Source organism: Streptomyces sp. YS-3 (genome assembly GCF_045257485.1).
In the GTDB taxonomy this organism is placed as follows: domain Bacteria; phylum Actinomycetota; class Actinomycetes; order Streptomycetales; family Streptomycetaceae; genus Streptomyces.
Genome location: NZ_JBJHPC010000030.1, coordinates 1 through 17,833, shown reverse-complemented (window position 1 = coordinate 17,833; position 17,833 = coordinate 1). Strand labels below are relative to the sequence as shown.

General features: G+C 68.5%; 15 protein-coding genes and 6 pseudogenes. 6 read left to right on the top strand and 15 right to left on the bottom strand.

The features are described 5' to 3' along the window. Positions 1-275: 275 nt before the first annotated feature. The 5 genes and pseudogenes from ACJA3G_RS05095 to ACJA3G_RS05075 form a co-directional block, all read right to left on the bottom strand. Complete coding sequence (locus tag ACJA3G_RS05095; RefSeq protein ID WP_406551656.1) at positions 276-470, bottom strand: hypothetical protein; 195 nt, start codon at positions 468-470, stop codon at positions 276-278. Between the two features lie 90 nt (positions 471-560). After that, the gene (locus ACJA3G_RS05090) at positions 561-692 is read right to left on the bottom strand and encodes a hypothetical protein (protein WP_406551655.1); all 132 of its coding nucleotides are present in this window, start codon (positions 690-692) and stop codon (positions 561-563) included. Between the two features lie 154 nt (positions 693-846). Further along, positions 847-2,304, bottom strand: a pseudogene (locus ACJA3G_RS05085) (RHS repeat-associated core domain-containing protein); the annotation flags it as partial. A gap of 497 nt (positions 2,305-2,801) precedes the next feature. Then, positions 2,802-3,131: pseudogene (locus tag ACJA3G_RS05080) on the bottom strand (hypothetical protein); the annotation flags it as partial. Positions 3,132-3,280: 149 nt separating this feature from the next. Then, positions 3,281-3,859: a hypothetical protein gene (locus ACJA3G_RS05075; protein ID WP_406551654.1), complete on the bottom strand. Its 579-nt coding sequence runs from the start codon at positions 3,857-3,859 to the stop codon at positions 3,281-3,283. Between the two features lie 1,379 nt (positions 3,860-5,238). Between ACJA3G_RS05075 and ACJA3G_RS05070 the strand changes: the two genes are divergently transcribed. Next, positions 5,239-6,108: a class II glutamine amidotransferase gene (locus ACJA3G_RS05070; protein ID WP_406551653.1), complete on the top strand. Its 870-nt coding sequence runs from the start codon at positions 5,239-5,241 to the stop codon at positions 6,106-6,108. 80 nt (positions 6,109-6,188) lie between these two features. On the opposite strand, the gene ACJA3G_RS05065 is transcribed toward ACJA3G_RS05070, so the two are convergent. Then, a complete protein-coding gene (locus ACJA3G_RS05065; RefSeq protein WP_406551652.1) occupies positions 6,189-6,317 on the bottom strand; it encodes a hypothetical protein in 129 nt (42 codons plus the stop codon). Positions 6,318-6,910: 593 nt separating this feature from the next. Continuing rightward, positions 6,911-7,306, bottom strand: coding sequence for a winged helix-turn-helix transcriptional regulator (locus ACJA3G_RS05060; protein WP_406551651.1), 396 nt, complete (start codon positions 7,304-7,306; stop codon positions 6,911-6,913). Between the two features lie 68 nt (positions 7,307-7,374). Here ACJA3G_RS05060 and ACJA3G_RS05055 point away from each other — a divergent pair, with 68 nt between their 5' ends. Then, entirely contained in the window at positions 7,375-8,052 is a 678-nt protein-coding gene (locus ACJA3G_RS05055) for a nitroreductase family protein (RefSeq protein ID WP_406551650.1), read from the top strand. Between the two features lie 19 nt (positions 8,053-8,071). Here ACJA3G_RS05055 and ACJA3G_RS05050 read toward each other — a convergent pair. After that, positions 8,072-8,414 (bottom strand): annotated as a pseudogene (locus tag ACJA3G_RS05050) (site-specific integrase); the annotation flags it as partial. A 75-nt stretch (positions 8,415-8,489) separates the two neighbouring features. Here ACJA3G_RS05050 and ACJA3G_RS05045 point away from each other — a divergent pair. Beyond that, positions 8,490-9,119 carry a hypothetical protein gene (locus ACJA3G_RS05045; protein ID WP_406551649.1) on the top strand — a complete coding sequence of 210 codons (630 nt, stop codon included), beginning with the start codon at positions 8,490-8,492 and terminating at the stop codon, positions 9,117-9,119. Between the two features lie 320 nt (positions 9,120-9,439). Then, positions 9,440-10,465 (top strand): hypothetical protein, encoded by a 1,026-nt coding sequence (locus ACJA3G_RS05040; protein WP_406551648.1) that lies wholly within the window; start codon positions 9,440-9,442, stop codon positions 10,463-10,465. A 280-nt stretch (positions 10,466-10,745) separates the two neighbouring features. Here the strand turns inward: ACJA3G_RS05040 and ACJA3G_RS05035 are convergent, their stop codons facing one another. From ACJA3G_RS05035 to ACJA3G_RS05015, 5 genes and pseudogenes are all read right to left on the bottom strand, one after another. After that, complete coding sequence (locus ACJA3G_RS05035) at positions 10,746-11,564, bottom strand: barstar family protein (protein ID WP_406551647.1); 819 nt, start codon at positions 11,562-11,564, stop codon at positions 10,746-10,748. 356 nt (positions 11,565-11,920) lie between these two features. Beyond that, a complete protein-coding gene (locus ACJA3G_RS05030; protein WP_406551646.1) occupies positions 11,921-12,790 on the bottom strand; it encodes an alpha/beta fold hydrolase in 870 nt (289 codons plus the stop codon). 95 nt (positions 12,791-12,885) lie between these two features. Beyond that, the gene (locus tag ACJA3G_RS05025) at positions 12,886-13,890 is read right to left on the bottom strand and encodes an NADP-dependent oxidoreductase (protein WP_406551667.1); all 1,005 of its coding nucleotides are present in this window, start codon (positions 13,888-13,890) and stop codon (positions 12,886-12,888) included. A 133-nt stretch (positions 13,891-14,023) separates the two neighbouring features. Beyond that, positions 14,024-15,079, bottom strand: a complete 1,056-nt coding sequence (locus tag ACJA3G_RS05020) for an aldo/keto reductase (RefSeq protein ID WP_406551645.1) — start codon at positions 15,077-15,079, stop codon at positions 14,024-14,026. A gap of 57 nt (positions 15,080-15,136) precedes the next feature. Beyond that, positions 15,137-15,828: pseudogene (locus ACJA3G_RS05015) on the bottom strand (SDR family oxidoreductase). Between the two features lie 114 nt (positions 15,829-15,942). On the opposite strand from ACJA3G_RS05015, the gene ACJA3G_RS05010 reads away from it, so the two are divergent. Continuing rightward, positions 15,943-16,503 (top strand): TetR/AcrR family transcriptional regulator, encoded by a 561-nt coding sequence (locus tag ACJA3G_RS05010; protein WP_406551644.1) that lies wholly within the window; start codon positions 15,943-15,945, stop codon positions 16,501-16,503. A gap of 177 nt (positions 16,504-16,680) precedes the next feature. Here ACJA3G_RS05010 and ACJA3G_RS05005 read toward each other — a convergent pair whose 3' ends face one another. Further along, the gene (locus ACJA3G_RS05005) at positions 16,681-17,001 is read right to left on the bottom strand and encodes a hypothetical protein (RefSeq protein ID WP_406551668.1); all 321 of its coding nucleotides are present in this window, start codon (positions 16,999-17,001) and stop codon (positions 16,681-16,683) included. 96 nt (positions 17,002-17,097) lie between these two features. Further along, a pseudogene (locus tag ACJA3G_RS05000) lies at positions 17,098-17,220 on the bottom strand (helix-turn-helix domain-containing protein); the annotation flags it as partial. A gap of 54 nt (positions 17,221-17,274) precedes the next feature. Here ACJA3G_RS05000 and ACJA3G_RS04995 point away from each other — a divergent pair. Beyond that, positions 17,275-17,676: pseudogene (locus ACJA3G_RS04995) on the top strand (transposase family protein); the annotation flags it as partial. Between the last annotated feature and the right edge of the window lie 157 nt (positions 17,677-17,833).

Below are 17,833 nucleotides of genomic sequence, written 5' to 3'. Positions count from 1 at the left end.
CGCCGGGTGGAGAGGGGATGACACTGTCCGAGTTTCGGGCGGTCATGAGCTCCTGCATCGGCCCGAGGACGACCTGGCCGCGGAGGCCAAGGTGCTTGAGGTGCTCCAGCAACTGATCCGCACTGCGGGCAGGACGGCCGCCTGACAGTCCGAGCGGCCAACGGGATGCTCCGCCTCTGCGAGGTCGTGACCCGTCAGCCGACGCGCTTGTTCCATCGGGGCCCTGCCGCCGTCCGACCCCCTTCCGATACGGCAGGCACGGCCGCGCGACACCATCAGCCGATGACCCCGGCCGCGTACAGCAGCCCCGCCACGGCGATCAGGGTGCCGATGAGGCGGAAGGCCACCACGTTGGACGCGGTGAAGGTGCGCTTCGCGGCCCGCGTGCCGCCGGTGGTGGCCAGACGGGGGGCGAAGAGTGCGAAGACGAGCCCCAGGGCCAGCAGGAAAAGTCCCACGAGTATGTGCATCGGCACACCGTTCCGGAGTCAGAAAGAGAGGAGAGGGGGCAGAGCGAGGATGCGGGTGGGCGGCCCCCGGCAGGGCCGCCCGCTTGGCGTTCAGCGGCGTTTGTTCCGCATACGTACGGCCAGGAAGATCGCGACGAGTACCGCCACCGCCACAAAGGCATACGGGAGCCAGGACGGCCCTTCCGGCCGGTCGCTCTGAGCCAGCGTCACCAGGTCGTTCATCGCGTCACTCCCCTATTCGGAACGTGTACTTCCTCAGAACGTGTACTTCGCGCTCACCGAGCACTTACCGCCGCTGCCGCCGGTGCCGACGCCCTCCGAGCCTTCCGTGGCGACGAAGACCTCCGCGGGACCGAAGCCTCAGCCACCTCGCCGGTCAGACCGCTGTCCGCGCTGCCGGACGCCAGGCTGGCGTCGGCGCTGACGCCGGGAGATCCGACGCCCACGGACAGGTAGGGGTGGACACTGCCTCCTCGTTGATGCTGACTCCCCCGCCCAGGCACAGCACATCGCAGGCCTCGACGCCGAGGTCGAGGGAGAGCAGTCCGCGCGGGTCGATCCGGTTGACCGGGTTGCCCTCTGCGTACAGATAGGGGTTCTTCTCATGGCCGGAGGGGTCGGGCTGGGTGAAGCGGCCGATGTTCGGGTCGTAGTAGCGGGCGCCGAGGTGGTAGAGACGGTCGGGTCCTGGTGGCCGCCGGCGAAGCGGTACGGCTGCGGGGCCGCCTCCACGGTGGTGCGGGAGACGCCGCGCGGGCTGTACGTGTAGGTGTTGACCTTGGCGCCGGACTGGTCAGCCAGGCCGATCACCGAACCGAGCGCGCGGGTCAGGTAGTAGTAGGCCTTGCCCCCGGTCGTCATGGAGTTCAGGGTGCCCCCGGGCTCCCGGCTGAATCCCGTGTCGACGCCGCCGGTGGTCTCCGCCGGCAGGCCCAACCGGCCGTTATGGAAGAGGGTTTGGCCCAGCTTGGTGCGCTCGCACCGGTCGGTCGACCCGTACTGACCTGCGTAGGTCGTGTCGGCGGACGGCGATCGACTTGAGCTGCGAGTAGTCCGACCACTGCTCGGCGGTGCGGGTGGCCTCCGGGGTGGCGGCACCGGCGGTCTCGTTGCCGGCCTTGTCGTAGGACCAGTTGGTGGTGGAGCCGTTCTTGCCGGTGATCTGCTGGGCGTCGTTGGCGGTGTACGTGGTGCCGCGCGGGCAGCCCGGGTCGACGCCCTGCGAGGTCAGGTTGCCGACGAGGTCGTAGCAGTACTGCCAGGAGGCGCTGAGGATGCTTTCCTTCTCCTCCTTGGCGTAGGAGAAGCGGCCCGCCACGTAATAGGTGTACGACGTCTTCAGCCCTGCCAGGACGTCCGTCGCGGTGCTGATCTTCGAGCCGTCGGTCGCGCCCCCGGTGCCGTAGCCATAGGTGTACGTCAGATGGGTGAGGGTGCCCTTGGGCGACGTGGTCTTGATGGTGGTGGGCTGCCCCGACTTGTCCGCGTCCACGCTCTGCACGGTGTTGTCGGGATAGGTGGTGCTGGTCCGGGTGTCGTTGTTGTACCCGTAAGTCGTCCTGCGGCCCGCCTGGTCCTTCCGCGCCGTCAGCCGGTTGGCCGCGTCCCATGTGTAATCGACGACGCCCGAGGGGTCGGTGTAGGTGTCGACGTTGCCGTCGGCGCTGTACGCGAGGACCGTCTGTGATCCGTCGGGCAGGGTCCGGATCGTCTCCCGGGACAGCGCGTCGAACCGGTAGGTCTGGACCCCGGTGCGCGAGGTCAGGTTGCCGTCGCCGTCGTAGACGTACATGACGGTGTCGTAGCTGCCGGTGTCGACCTTGGTGACTCGGTTACCGCCACCGCGATCTGCTCGCCCTGGTCCATGCCGCCGAACTCGAGCCGGCAGCCCAGGGCCCGGCGAGCAGATCGTCCGTGAGCCGGGTCTCACTCCAGGCTGATCTCGCCAACGCCCAAGCCCGCAATACGTGCTTGGTCGCCCACGTCCAGCAACTTTAGAAGCGGCTGTCGCGGGCGCTGGGTGCTCAGGCGTGGCGGGAGTCGGGGCTGGGTGCCCCGGCGGACATCGACGAGCGCCAGCGAAAGATCACCAGGCTGGAGCAGCAGAACGTCGAGCTGACCTTCGCGCTGGAGGAAGCCCGGGCAGACCTCGATGCCGCGCGAGCGGCCAACCGAGATCTGACCCGAGCTCTGTACCTACGCAACTGACGACGTCACGCTCCTCGCCTCAGACGGCTGCCACCGGCCCCCGCACGCTTACGGCACAAGTAGCGGGTGTCGAAGCGAGGTGCGGTCCTCAGACGCCGGTGGCTCGCCGCACCGGAGTCATCCCGCCGCCGGGGTGGTACCGACAGCGTTGATCCGCTCGTACAGGTCTTGCAGATAGGCCACGTCTGCCGCGTAGAGGCTCTCGATGATGCTCGTGTCGACCTGCGGCACCGAGCCGAGCTGGGTGACCACCAGGGAGAGCAGGACCGTCCCAAGGTAGGCGGGGTTCTCCCTCACCCTCTGGTCGATCAGGGGCGCGAGTTCATCCCTGGCGGTCGCGAGCCGCATGGTGCCCTCTCGGTGCAGAACGCCCTTGGCGTCGGTGTAGCCGAGGGGCAGAGTAAACGGGAACTCCGTCTGTTCTGTCATCTGATGCGTCCTTACTGGTCTCATACTGCAGCCGCAGTTGACGTGACGGCCCGCGAGCCACTCGTTGCGCCAGTCATGGTCGGGGATGTCACGGTTGACGAGGTGCACGGCTGGACTGCGGGCCTGGATGGTCTGCACGCTCGGATCAGCGCCGAGCCGGTCAGGAGAAGACCCTAGTGCGGCGGGAGGATCACGAGAGCGACGACCACCACGACGACAACGGCTACGGGTACGACCACGAGGCCGACCACGGTGGGAGTCAGCCGGTCCCGGAACTGCTTCGGGGGCCGGACCCGTGCGGTCTGGTCCGTGCTCAGCTCCCACCAGTTGACCACCCGCTGGAACTGCTCGTCGAAGTCGGGAGCGGGATGCATGTCGCTGCGGTAGAGCCCGGGCAGCGAACGACGCCGCCCGCCCTCCAGGAATATCCGGACCGCGTACGACGACGAGCCCTGGGCCTGGGTCTCGCGCACGTCGATCCACCGGATCTCGTGCCAGGGGTAGGTACGGCCATGCCCAAGGCCCCAGCAGATGGTTATTCCGTCGGCCCCGACCCTGCTCCAGCTCCGGGACGACAGGAGGACAAGTGGGGCGAGGAGGGCGATGGTTCCGCCCGTCAGCCAGGAGAAGCCCACCGCGCCGAGCTTGACGTACGCAGCGGTCCCCTCGGCGACCAGGACGACAAGTGCCAGCACCACGTACAACTTTGCCGGACGATTCCGGTCCATCGCACGGAAGTTCAGTTCGATCACAACCGGCACCCTACGCTTCCGGCCTCGGCCGCGAGACGGCCGGGCGGGCGCATATCTGGCAACCTGTCAGGACTAGCCTTTTCAACTGGCAGTTACGGGGACCGGCGACCGCGGCGACGGTGGTGGCTGGTGCGGGCGCGATGTTGGTGGCGCCGGCGCCAAAGGGACCAGTGCAGAAATGAGCTCGGCCTCGGCCGGACGGCGTAAGCAAACTTGGCCAGCAGGCGGTGGATCTCGCTCATGCTCCGATGTGGGTCGCCGACCGCTCCTCCAGCCCGTCAACGCCGCAACCACAAGTCGCTGTTACCAGCCATGACTGTCGTTCCGTTCGCCAAGGTCGTCACGGCGGCAGGCAGCTGGGAGTGACAGCCCAGTTCGCCCCGCCGCCATCCTGCCGACCTTCCTGTCTACGGACTCGGCGCCGCAGAAGCCTGGTGGAGGGGGATCGTGGATGCCCCGCCACGACGGCTCGGGTCGGCAGGGCGCCGGTCGGGATTCTCGGAGCGGCTGTGTGGGCAGAGCTGCCTCATGCGCAGCCGCCACGCTCAGTCCGACCGGCCAGTCCTGCCGCCCGCCGGCGTCGCCCGGAACCCCGACGTTCGTCTGGCCGGTGAACTACTGCGGACCGTGGGGTCGGCTGCCGCGACCACCACCAACGCCACCCACTACCTGGCCCCTGCCCCGACCTGGTCGGCCGCCGCTGAACTGGTCGACAACCTGGCGACGACCGATACCCCCCGATCGCGTACAGGCTCTGATCCTGCCCGCCTGCGCCCTGAACGCGGTGTGGCCTGCCACGCGGCACTGCCCCAGGCCGCCACCGGCGAGGACGAAGGTGTAGCTGTGCCCGGGCTGCTCTGCGGCTACCCCGAACCCACCCGCGCCCCTCGAGCTGTCCACGGTCATCAACGCCTTGGAGCACGTGCTCGCCGTCCTGAGTCTCGACCTGCCCGCCGCACGCACACTGCCGACCCGCCTCGTACTCGACCGAGCAGCCAGCGGCCCGGCCCAGGCAGCACGCAGCTACATCCTGGCCGCATGGCGCACGGCCCTGGATCGCCTGCTGACCAGCCACCACCGGAGCTGCACGTGATACGGGCGAAGACATGGCTCCTGTGCTCTGCTAGTGGGGGCTTGTGTTCCTCCCTTTCCACCACGATCTGGCCGACCTGCTCCTCGAAGACCTGCGCCGCATCCTGCCCCGACTGGACAAGCAACACGAACCTCACCGCGCTGAGGAGGCCGGCAGCTCCACCCCAGCTCCGCCCACGGAGCGCAGATCAAGAATCCCAAGCGACCCGGCCGCCACTGACCCCAGCCACGAACCGCCGGCCCGGCACGGGCCGCCAAAGCCCGGACGACCCCTCTGGAGGAATGCCGTGTGCCGTCTTTTCGGCCTCAGCAGTGCCCCGCAACGCACGCACGCCACCTTCTGGCTACTCGACGCCCCTGACAGTCTGAGCCGGCAGAGCCACCGTGACCCGGACGGCACCGGCCTCGGCCACTTCGCCGTCGACGGCACCACGCGCATCCACAAGGCCCCCATCGCGGCCTACCTCGACCGCGCCTTCGCCGAAGAGGCCCGGGAGGTGGAGTCAGCGACCTTCGTCGCCCACGTGCGTTTCGCCTCCACCGGGGGCCTCGATATGCGCAACACGCATCCCTTCGAGCAGGACGGACGGCTCTTCGCGCACAACGGGGTCATCGAGGGCCTGGACAAGCTCGACGACCACTTGGGCGAGGACCGATCGCTGGTCAAGGGCGACACCGATTCCGAGCGTTTCTTCGCCCTGATCACCCGAGAGACCCGGCGGCACGACGGTGACGTCACCGCGGGCATCTGGCAGGCCGCCCGATGGACCGCCGAGAACCTGCCCGTCTACGCCATCAACCTGATCCTCATCACCCCCGAGGAACTGTGGGCACTTCGCTACCCCGACACCCACGAGCTGTACGTCCTCGATCGCCAGGCGGGCGGCCAGCACGGCAGCCGGCACCTCGACAACAGCGGCAGCCACGGCCGGATGCGCATCCACTCGTCGCACCTTGCCCAGCACCCTTCCGTCGTCGTCGCCAGCGAGCGCATGGACGACAACCCCCACTGGCAGGCGATGGAACCCGGCGAACTGCTCCACGTCGGCCCCGACCTCCGCCTCAGCCGCCAGATCGCCCTTCCCGATCCTCCGGCCCACCAACTCACCCTCGACGACCTGCACCCCGACGCAGCCGCCTCCCAAAAGGCCGCCTGAAGGGTTCCCCGAGCAATGGCCACCGGCAAAGCCATAGTGCCCCGCCTACATGACCACCCGCCGTCCGAGCGCACCCTCACCTACGCCGAAGACCTCAGCCCCGAGGACGTCCGCGCCTTGGAGACGTTCCTCAACGTCCAGTTGGGGCGGGTGTACGAGGAGGTCGGGGAGACAGCTGAGACGTCCTTCGCGATGCGGTCTCTGCTCATCCTGGTATGCGACTCGGTCGGGCTCCTGTACACGCTCCTCGCAGTGGAGCGGCCGGGTCACAGACGTGGCAGCGGGCCGCGATCGTGCGGGGGTGGCGGCGGCTACGCAGTACGGCCCACGAGTTCAACCAGTGCGAAGGCTACGACCATAACCGCTGGTGGAACCGGGGACGGCACTTCGGCGCCTCCGACGAGACCGCCGAACAGGGCCGGATCCGCCGGTTCGCCGATGTCGGGCCGTACTCCGAGACCGGACACCAACCGCGTGGAGCGGGGATGCCTCGGCGTAGGTCGCGGAGCTGGCCGAGGGCCATGGCGAGTTCGTTGCGGAGCCGTTCGTTCTCCTCGTTCCGTTTCCGGTTGGCCCCCCGCAGTGCTCGCACCACCGTCGCGTGTGACTTGGTCGTGATGCGCTGGTGGTCGGGCAGGACCGGTCGCCCCGTCCAGGGCTGCTTGGTCGCGCGTTCTCGTAGCCTGGCCAGCAGTGGGGCTTGGGCGTCGTCATAGAGGAAGGTTCGGGAGACCCCAGCGGGGAGTCGGCGAAATACCAGCTCCCCGTCGGCGTCATTGCCCGTTGCATCCGCTGCCACTGCTCAGGTGGCTTCCGCCTCCTCCGAGGTGCGCCGGGCCCGGGCCCGCTCGATCTCGTTGATATGGGTTTCGGTCCAGTGGCGGAGTGCGGTGATCGGCTCCGCGAGACTGCGGCCGAGCTCCGTCAGGGCGTATTCGACCCGGGGCGGAATGGTGGGGTGCACGGTGCGGGTGACGAACCCGTCGGCCTCCAGGCCGCGCAGCGTCTGGGTGAGCATCTTCTGTGAGACACCCTCGATGCGCCGCATCAAGTCGGTGTAGCGCAGGGTCCCTTCGACGAGGGCGTCCACGACGAGGATCGTCCACTTGCCGGAGATGTGGTCGAGGACCTGGCGCGTCGGGCACTTCGCGGAGTAGACGTCGGCAGGTAGTCCGGATGCTTCCACCGTGGTCTTCATGCCGGGAGAGTAACGCACAAAAAAGTGCCCTCTTCCCGATGGAGAGTAACTCTCCAATAGTGAGTGACATGACGAGCCACACGATGTCTGTCGCAGAAGCGATCCGCACCCGCCGCACCGTCCGCCACTACCGGCCCGACCCGATTCCGCCGAGCACGCTCGAAGCGCTCCTTGATCTCGCGGTCGAGGCGCCCACCAGCTGGAACCTGCAGGACCGGTCGATCGTCGTGGTGTCCGGAGAAGAAGGCCGTGCGGGACTGGCATGGGCTACCGGAGGCCAGCCCCAGCCCCAAGAGGCCCCGGTCGTACTGGTCTTCGTTGCGGAGCCGCAGTCCTGGCGCGAGGACCACAGCGACGTATATGAGCAGGCGCGGCGCGGCGGAGCGTGGAACGACGAGTTCATCGCGATGTTCTCCGCCGCGTCGAGGGCCTTCCAGGAGGATCTCGATCGGCGCGGTCTGCTTAGGGAGTACGCGGTCAAGGACGCCATGATCGCAGCCTCATTCCTGATGCTTGCTGCTACGGAGATGGGTCTGGCGACCTCGCCCATGAACGGTTGGGACGAGGCCAAGGTGAAGAAGGTGATCGGGATCGACGGCCGTGACGATCTGGCCATCGCCCTGCTGGTCTCGGTCGGCTACCCGGCGGAGGAACGGCGCCATCCAGGTCGGCGTGCTGCGGAGCGCAACGTCTTCCGCGGATCGTACGGACACCGCGACGCGGGGCATACCGCACGCCAGGAATAAGTGATCGCCACCAGTCAATGGTGCCCGGCCCGGCGTGGGCGGTGTGCTGGTCGTGCAGGGCGCGGGTCTGGCTGTAGGAGAGGCCGGGCCAGGCCGGTCTCCGGGCAGACGTCCCGAGCGGAGAGCACCTTGCCGGGGCCGGGACGGCGGTGGGTGACGAACACCGGCGCCCGGGTGCGGCCCCTGAGCAGCCGGGCGGTCCCGGTGTCCCAGAACACCGTCTCGAGCACGTAGTCGGCGCGCGCCGTGCCGGCGCACCCTCGGCTGGGCGCCCTTGGACTTCACCGGGCAGCGGCGCCCAGCCAGGTCCAGCTGCTCGATGTCGACGTCCACGATCTCCTCAAGCGGGCGCACGTCTCGCCCCAGGCGCCGACCGTGTTGCGGTCGCCGAGGCTCTCCGCCGGACGGCGCCCGACCGTTCTCACTATCGCCAGCGAGTGGTTTGGGCCCTGGAGGAGAATCCCCGGCTGCTGACCGGGGAGGGCTCCCTGGCGCCGCATCGCGCCATCCTGAAGTTCATCGACCTGCTGCACGAGGCCGGTATCGCCGGGATCGTCCGGCCCGCCTGTCCTCGCTGCCGCCGGGTGGTCCGCATCGACAAGCCGCTGGACGGGCAGCGAGTCTGCCGCAACTGCATCGCCAAGTCCCGCGTCGCAGAATGCGTACGCTGCGGAGCCCGGCGCGAGCCGGCCACCCGCGACGACCCACGGGCGACCGCTGTGTCCGAACTGTCTGATCACCGACCCCGCGAATACCGAGGTCTGCATCAGCTACGGCGAACGACGCCGGGTACAGAACCGCACCGCCGACGGTCCCCTCTGCCCCAACTGCTGCCCCCTGCCCGTCGTGGTCTGCGCGATCTGAGGCCGCACCGCACGCGGCATGCCCTCGAAGCTCACCGGTCTGCCCCGCTGCCGCGGCTGTTTCGACTCGCCACCGAGCTGCCCGCCGCGGTCCTCGCCCGCACCCTCGGCATCGACATCACCGTCGCCGTCAAATGGCGGCGAGCCGCCGCCGGAGACTGGGTCGCCTACGCCGCCGAGGTCAGCCGCCGGAACAGCACCTGACAGCGGGGCAGGCCCACCGACGAAATGCGCTGACCTGCTGTGATGGCTCCGGTCACGTGTGTGGGATCCCGAGCTCCGTGGATGCAGTTCCCGGCCGGGTTTGTGGCGCGCCAAGGTAACTCATAGCACCCGAATGGAAGGGGTACGTGGCGACGAACCGCGCGCGTGGACGGACATCCACGCGGCGATCGTGGACCTGCTCGCGGGCCATCTACCGGCGACGGACCGGCGGTAGGGCTTTCCGGGTGGCGCCCGTGGCGGAGCTCTTCGTGGGGCGGCCACGAGGGCCGTTGTCAGAGGCGATTGGCAAGATGGCGGCCATGAATGTCACTCCTGTCACTCCGCCACGGCCGATCGACGTGGTCGCGGTCTTTCCCCAACTGGCCGCGCTGGCCCGCACGGCGACCCGCCTGCACCCCCGCCCTGGGGCGCCGACGTGGCACGACAGCTCAATCGGCGGGCCGCTGCTGTGGCCCGCTGAGGAACCGTGGCCGCACTGCGAGGAACCGCATGTGGTGGACGGCATCAACCCAGCCCAGTCCCCGGCGGATCTGCGGCTGGAACGACGGATTTTCGCCGCCTCGCACGGCCGGGACCTGACTCCGGAGGAACGGGAGACTCTCGACCGGATCCGGCCCCCTCAGACGTATCCGGTGAGGCTGGCGGTCCAGTCGTACGACGGCCCCATAGCGATGCTGCCCGTCGCGCAGCTGTACGTACGGGATGTGCCCGATCTGAGCCCGCCGGAGGGTAAGGACCTGCTGCAGGTTCTGTGGTGTCCCTTCGATCATCCGATCATGCCCAGGACCCTGCTCTTCTGGCGTTCCGCAGCCGCCGTCACCGACATCCTCGACACGCCGCCCGAGCCGCCCGCAGTGCAGTTCGACGGCTATCTACCGGAACCGTGCGTGCTCGAACCGGAGCAGATCACCGAGTACCCCGACCATCTGGAGCTGAGCGAAGAACTGCAGGAGCAGCTCAAGCAGTGGAGTGTGCCGCAGGCAGCAGAGGAAGACATGGACCCGGACACGTACTACGACTGTGTGCTGTCCAACGCACCCGGCTGGAAGGTCGGCGGCTGGCCCGCTTGGAACTCCACCGACCCCAGCCCGCAGCCCTGCTCCGAGTGCGGCACCGGCATGGAGCTCCTAATGACCGTCGCCACCTTTGAGAAAGGGGACGATGCCGGGAACAGCTGGTCTCCGTACCCCCACCCAGGTGCTGGACCGTACCCCGGCCACCGCGGCTACAACGCGACCGGGGTCCAGATAGGCAGCGGCTACCGGCAGCATCTGTTCGTCTGCCCGGCGAAGCCCGAGCATCCGCACGTCGAGTTGATGACGTAGCCCGTCCGCGGTGTGCAGCCGGGGCGTCACGGTGCGGGCGTGCCGTGACGCCGGGTGTCCGCGAGGCTCAGGGTCCCGGACAACCGACGGATCTTGTTGACCCACAGGAGCGTGATCTCCGACGCGTGGAGTTCCCGCGCAGGTGAGCCCGCGTCCCCTTCCACGAGGGTCGGTAGACGAACGTAGGAACATCCTGACGGTGCCCGACCGGCCCATGCCTGCGTTTCGTCACTCGGTGAGGTGACCTTCCCCCAGACCGATGCCCGGAAGCAGCGAGCTGTCACCGAAGGATGACTCTCACACCCCGTTCCTCGAAGATCTCCAGGAGCAGGTCGAACAGCGCAACCTCGCGATCGCCGGCGGGCACGCGCTCTACCAACTGTGCCCTGGCCTCGGTCGACGACTCCCAGCGCAAGGTGAACGGAGTGTTGGCGCCCCAGCCGCCGCTCAGACAGTCGTTCAGAGCATCGAGGTTCCAGCCGAAGTATCCGCCAGGTCCGTTGATGGCCTCACCGATCGCGCAGTAGAAGGTGTCCCTGTCAGCGATGTGGCGGCCGTCCAGGGTGAACACCTGGCCTGCAGGAGCGTCGGGCTTCCCTTGACGTTGGTACTCCCGGGACCACAGCGCCACCGACAGCCACGCGTGTCTTTCCGCGGGGGCAAGTTCGTGCCACATGCCGATGCGATTCAGGTGCCCCGTGCGGATCAGGTCCCACACCTGTTCCGCTCCAGCCAGGGCGTTCTCGCACCACAGGGTCACCGTGAGGTCTACGAGGCCGGCGCCGCGGGCGGAGGGCTTGACGTCGATGACGGTGACCTCGTTGACGAAGTAGGACCCCATGGTGGCACCGTCACCGTCGAGGAGCTCGAACCAGGCATTCCCCGCCACAGCACGACGGCCGCCAACGTGGTCGATGCCCTTCAGTAGGCCACCTTGCGGGAGGCAACCTGCAAGGTGCACTCGGCGTGCTCCCTCCTCATCCGGCAGCGGAGTGAACAACCCCGCGGCCTCGTGAGCAAAGCCCCAGAAGTCGCTGTCGTCCTCGTCCGAGGTCAGCGCGTACTTCTGCCCCTCGCCACCCCGCCCTGATGTTCGCACCGCACCCCCATTGAGAGCACTGATCTTACCGACGCCTGGAGAGGGGATCTACTCGTCTGCACGAGGACGCACGCTGTCGCCTGCCGCGTCCCGGGGCGCCACCAGCCGATGGTCAGGAGGGTCTCGGGCCGCCTGACGCGGCCACTGGAGGCGAGCCGGTCGTCGAAAGTGGTTTACGAGGAAAGCGGTGACGACGGGTTGTTCGACCTCTCATGGCTCCAGCGGTGCAGGAGGTCACTAACCAGGCGAATGAGTTTGCTGCTGTCCGGTCCGTACGCGATGAGACCGAACTCGTATTTCCTGGTGCCGGTTTCTCTGGGTGCAAGGCAGGGACTTTGGGTCTGTCCGAGTGCTGGCTACCGTTCCAGGAATGCGAGCGCCCGCGGAACGAATCTGTCGTGGTGCTGGAAGATCCCGCCGTGTCCGGCGTCGGGGTAGAGGGGCTCGAGTTCGCCCCGGGGCAGCCGGGCCGCCAGGTCGATCGTGTTGACGCTCGGGACCATCCGGTCGCTCTCGCCGTTGGCCACCAGGACCGGCTGCTGGATGCGCGACAGGTCCTGAGGTGCCGAGCGGCCCCAGCGCTTGATGGCCTTCAGCTGGGCGCGGAACGACGGCACCGAGATCGCCTTGTCGCGGTCGTCCGTGCGCTCCTTCAGCCGGGCCAGGAATTCGCGCGCCGCCCGTTGCCCGCCCTCGGTCTGGGTGAAGAAGAGGTAGTGCTTCGGGTCCTTGCGCCGCAGCGTCGCCTTCAGCATGTCCTGGACGGTGACGGACGTGACCTTGTCGATGCCGGGTCCGCCGGCGGGTCCGGTGCCCGCGAGGATGACTTTGCGCACGAGGTCGGGTTCCTCTGCCGCGATGACCTGGGCGATGAAGCCCCCCATCGACAGGCCGAGCAGGTCGACCTGGTCGAACCCGAGTGCCCGGATGAACAGCACGGTGTCGCGGGCCATCGCCTCGATGGTGTCGGGTGTGGAGCCGCCGGACGCGCCGACGCCGCGGTTGTCGTAGGTGATCACGCGGCGTCGGGCCGCCAGTCCGTCCACGACCCGTGGATCCCAGTTGTCCAGGACCGCGGACAGGTGGTTGAGCAGGATCAGCGGTACGCCGTCATCCGGGCCAAGCTGCCGGTAGGCGAAGTTGACGCCCTGCACGGACACGGAGCGGGTCGGCGCGTTCTTGTACGACGACGGGGTGGGTGTGGGGAAGCTGGACGATGCGCTCATGGCCGGGTCCTGGAGTGTGGGGGGAGACGGAGGTGTGGCGGTGGGCTTCTCGTGGTGACGGGCTGCCTCGGGTTCCGCCTGGGCGGTGCCCGCGCTCACGTCATGGAGACGACGACTTTCCCAGCCTTCGCGCGGCCCTTCTCGACGTACTCCATGGCCTGGAGGGTTTCATCGAATGGGAAGACGCGGTCGACGACGGGACGGACCTTTCCGGCGTCGATGAGGGGGGTGAGTTCACTCAGTTGGTCGCCGCTGGCCTTCATGAACAGGAACGAGTACGTCACGCCGTGGCGCTTCGCGTCGCGACGGGTCTTGAAGCTGAGGGCGGTCATGGCCAGGCGGAGGAACGGATTCAGGCCCAGTTCACGGGCGAAGGCCGGGTCGGGCGGGCCCGCGACGCTGATGGCCATGCCACCGGGCTTGAGTACGCGCAGGGATTTGGCGAGGTTCTCGCCGCCGAGGCTGTCAAGGACGATGTCGTAGCCGTCGAGGACCTCTTCGAAGTCCTGGGTGCGGTAGTCGACCACGATGTCCGCGCCGAGGTCCTTGGCCAGGTCGATCTTGGCGGTGCTCACGGTGGTGGCCACATGCGCGCCCAGCGCCTTGGCGAGCTGGACGGCGATGGAGCCGAGGCCGCCGGCGCCCGCGTGGATGAGGACCTTCTGACCCGGTTGCACGTGTGCCCGCTCGACCAGTGCCTGCCATGCGGTCAGCGCGACCAGGGGAAGAGAGGCGGCCTCGGTCATGGTGAGTGTGGCCGGCTTGGGTGCCAGGTCGTCCTGATGGACGGCGATGAGTTCGGCGAAGGTACCGATGCGGTCCTTGTCGGGGCGGGCGTAGACCTCGTCGCCCACCGCGAACCGGGTGACGGCCGGGCCGACCCGGACGACCGTCCCGGCGAGATCGTTGCCCAGAACGAGCGGGAGACGATAGGGCAGGAACGCCTTGAAGTCCCCGTTGCGGATCCTGAGGTCCAGCGGGTTGACGCCCGCTGCGTGGATCTTGACCAGGACGTCGTCGGCACCTACCCGCGGGTCGGGTAGCTCGGCGGCACGCATTCCGGCTTCGCCGCCGTACTTCTCGACCGTAAAAACCCTCATCATCGTCTCCGTTCCGTGTCCCGTCCGTGAAGACAAGGGTCTCCGTTCGGTCCGGGATTCTTCCAATACGAACTAGTTTGTGTTGTCTTTCTGGGTGCGGCGCGGGCGCAGTGTCCTCGGCCGCATCCGGCGATCAGGCCACCGGGACAGCCGGGGTGGTGATCCGGTCGGCGGCGCCTCCCTGGAGCCGGTCCAGGGAGGCAACGATCCCCTCGTGGGGCACGCCGAGCGGCACCGCGCTGATCTCGGTGAGGCGGGTGTACTGCTCGTCGGTCAGCCGGACGTCGAGGGCGCCGAGGTAGCTGTCGAGCTGGGAGAGGTTGCGCGGGCCGATGATCGGGACGAGCGTGGCCACGGAGCGGGCGGCGCGCTCGCGCACCCACGCCACCGCCACCTGGGCGGGCGCCACGCCGGTCTCCTCGGCAATCGCCAGGACAGTGTCGACCACGACGGTCTTCTGGCCGGTGCTCTCGGTGTGGATGATCATGCCCAGGTCGCTCAGGCGCCCCTCGGCAGAGGTGCGGTACTTGCCGGTGAGCAGCCCGCCGCCGAGCGGGGACCACAGGGCGGCCCCGAGCCCGAGGCTCTCGGCCATGGGCAGCAGCTCACGGTCGGCGGTGCGCTCGACGAGGCTGTACTCGTGCTGGATGCCGATGATCGGGGCCCAGTTCTTCAGGTCCGCGAGGGTCACGGCGCGCGAGACGCGCCAGGCGGGGAAGTTGGACAGCGCGGCGTGGTGGATCTTGCCGGCGCTCACCAGGTCGTCGAGTCCGCGCAGGAGCTCCTCCATTGGCGTGAGTTCATCGGGAAAGTGCACCCACAGGAGGTCGATGTAGTCGGTGTCCAGGCGCTTCAGGCTGGCCTCTACGGAGGCGACCATGTTCTTGCGGCTGTTGCCGGTCTTGGAGATGTCCGGCTGCGGGGCGGCGCCGAGGGTGAACTTCGTGGCCAGGACGAAGTGGTCACGGTCGGCGGAGATCAGCTTTCCGGTCAGTTGCTCCGATTCGCCGAACTGGTAGCCGTCCGCGCTGTCGAGGAAGGTGCCACCGGCCTCGGCGAACCGGTCGAAGATCCGGCGGGCCTCGTCCGGCTCGGCTCCGGCGCCCCAGCCGGTGCCGAAGTTGGCGGTGCCGAGCGCGTACTCGGACACGCGCAGTCCGGTCCGGTGGCCGAAGGTCGTGTGTCGCATGAGATTTCCTTGCCTGAGGGACCGGGAGGCGGTCGCGCTGGGGTGGAGGGGTGAGCGTCAGCCCGCGGTCGGCTGGGGTGCGGCGGACAGGCTCTGCTTGATGTACCGGCTGGTCTCGTCGGCGAGGATCTCGGGCAGACCGGTCTCGATCCCGTACAGGGCCTGGGCCGCGACGTCGGCGGCGGCGGCCTTCTGATCGGCGGGCACGCCGGCGGCCATGTCGGTGTCCATGTAACCGACGTGCAGTGCGGAGACGGGGATCCCCCGCGGTGCCAGTTCCTCACGGGTCGCGTCGCTCAGCGCCCAGGCGGCGGCCTTGGAGGCCGCGTAGGAGCCGAGGCCGGCCGGGTGGAACCAGGACAGGGCGGACAGGACGTTGAGTACGGCGCCACCGCCGTTGCCCTCGATGACGGGGGCGAAGGCGCGGGTCGCGGCGAGCGGGCCGAAGAAGTTGGTCTCCATCTCGCGACGTACCTCGTCCAGGCCGCCTGCGACCAGCGTCGCGCCGGTGGAGATGCCCGCATTGTTGATCAGCAGTGTCGCGTCGGACGCCACGCGGGCGGCCTCCCGTATCGACGCCTCGTCCGTGACGTCCAGCCGCAGCGGGACGACGCCCGGCACACGACCGTCTCGGGGCGTCGGGCCGCTGCATAGACCTTCGCGCCGCGCTCGGCGAGCTGGGCTGCCAGGTGTCGCCCGAGCCCCCGGTTGGCGCCGGTGACGACCGCGACCGCGTTCTTCAGTTCCATGCTCACTCCCGGTCCTGGCGGGCACCAGCGGCACCCGCGGCAAATTAGATTATGCACACAATCTAAACACGGGTCTACGATAGATGCCAGTCGACATCCAAACGGGAGGTGGCCATGGGCCGCGTATCGCAGGCACAGGCGGAGGAAAATCGCAGGCGGGTGGTGGACACCGCCTCCCGACTGTTCCGGGAGCAGGGCACGCAGGTCAGCGTCGCCGACCTGATGAAGGCGGCCGGCCTGACCCACGGCGCGTTCTACAAGCAGTTCGCCTCCAAGGAGGCGCTCGTCGACGAGGCAACCGCCCACGCCTTCGCCGAGCTCGCTCGGCGCTACACCGAGGGACTTGAGCGGTACGAAGGGCGGCGCGACGCCGCCCAGCAGGTACTGATCGACACCTACCTCTCCGTCGAGCACCGCGACGACCCGGCGGACGGCTGTCCGGTCGCAGCCCTCGCCTCCGACATCGCACGCGAAGGCGGGGGACGTGAGGCCCGTCGCGTCTACACCCAGGGAGTGGCCGACTTCGCCGATTTCCTCGCCACCGACGACCAGGACGGCATCGTCCGCCTCTGCACCCTGTTCGGAGCGCTGGTCCTGTCCCGGGCCACCAACGGCTCCCCGCTCTCCGAAGAGATCCTCGCCGCCGCGCACGCAGCCCTGACCGAAGCAGGCTGATCAAGGGCGCGGTGCGGGTATACGTCAACCGCACGCGTGGGCGCCGAGGCGTCCGTGGCCGGCGGAGGCGCTGGAGGAAGGTCGCGGCGCCTGGCGCATCGGCCTCACTGTGCGCCGGAAAGCGGCCAGCTCTCGGGTCGGTCGCATGCCCGTGAAGTGTGGGTTGTGCAGCCGACGTCAACGTGTCAGCAGGACTGCGATCTGCTCACGGATGTCGCGCGGGATCTCGTCGGCGCTGGCGGCAACGTTCACGCTGGCCGCCATTGCGAGGAACATCACGGCGGACACGACGCGCGCCATTGTCGCCGCGTGCGCCTCGCCGACCTGGACGTCCCGGCACAGTACGGCGGCCACGGCCTGCTCGGTCCGCCCGGTGATGGTGAGGGCCTCGCGGTGGTGGGGTTCGGCGGGGTCGCCGAAGACCATCTCGCGCAGGTAGACGCGCCCGTTGTCGACCTGGGTCCGGTTGCATTCGACGACCGGCCGGACGATCGCCATCACAGCGTCCAGTGTGTCCGGGATGTTCTCGGCGTCCGCCCGGCCTCGTTCGAGGGCTTCGGCGTAGAGGGAGTTCTGGACGAGCAGGAGGAGCTCGCCCTTGGTCTTGCCGTAGAGGAAGAGCGTGCCCGTGCCGATGTCGGCCTTGTCAGCGATCTGCTGGGCAGTGACCGCATCGATACCGCATTCGGCGAACAGCTCGTGGGCCGCAGCGGTGATGCGGTCGAGCTTGAGCTGCTTGTTCCGCTCGCGCCGACCAACCGGCTGCCCTCACAACACCGACGGCACGGAAGTGAATATCCAGGTCGTGACCGACCCGGGCGGCCACGTGCTGCGGATCTCGCCGGCGCTGCCCGGCCGTCGATGCCACGACCTCACCGCCGCCCGCACCCACCGGATCATCCGGATCTGCGAACGCCAGGTCGTCCCGGTCCTGGCCGACCGCGCCTATCAAGGCGCAGGCCCGTACGTGACCACCGGGCGCAGACGGCCGCCCGGCAGCGAACTGGCCCGGCACAGCGGACGGTCAACCGGGCACTGGCCACCGCCCGGACACCCGTCGAACGCGCCATGGCCATGCTCAAGTCCTGGCAGGTCTTCCGAAGGTCGCGATGCAGTCCCAATCGAATGACGTCAATCGCCAAGGCCATCCTCACCCTGGAGCGGCAACGCTGAAAATGCTCAGTCAGTGGGAGCAGCGGCAGCTCGTCGCGGTCGGCAGGCTCCACCAGACCCGACCTGGCGGCCGTCCCTGAACCTCCCTCTCCCTGCTGGCCGGTCCCCCTTGGCAGTGGCCCCCCCGACAGGGAGCGGGGCACACCTCCCGCCCGGT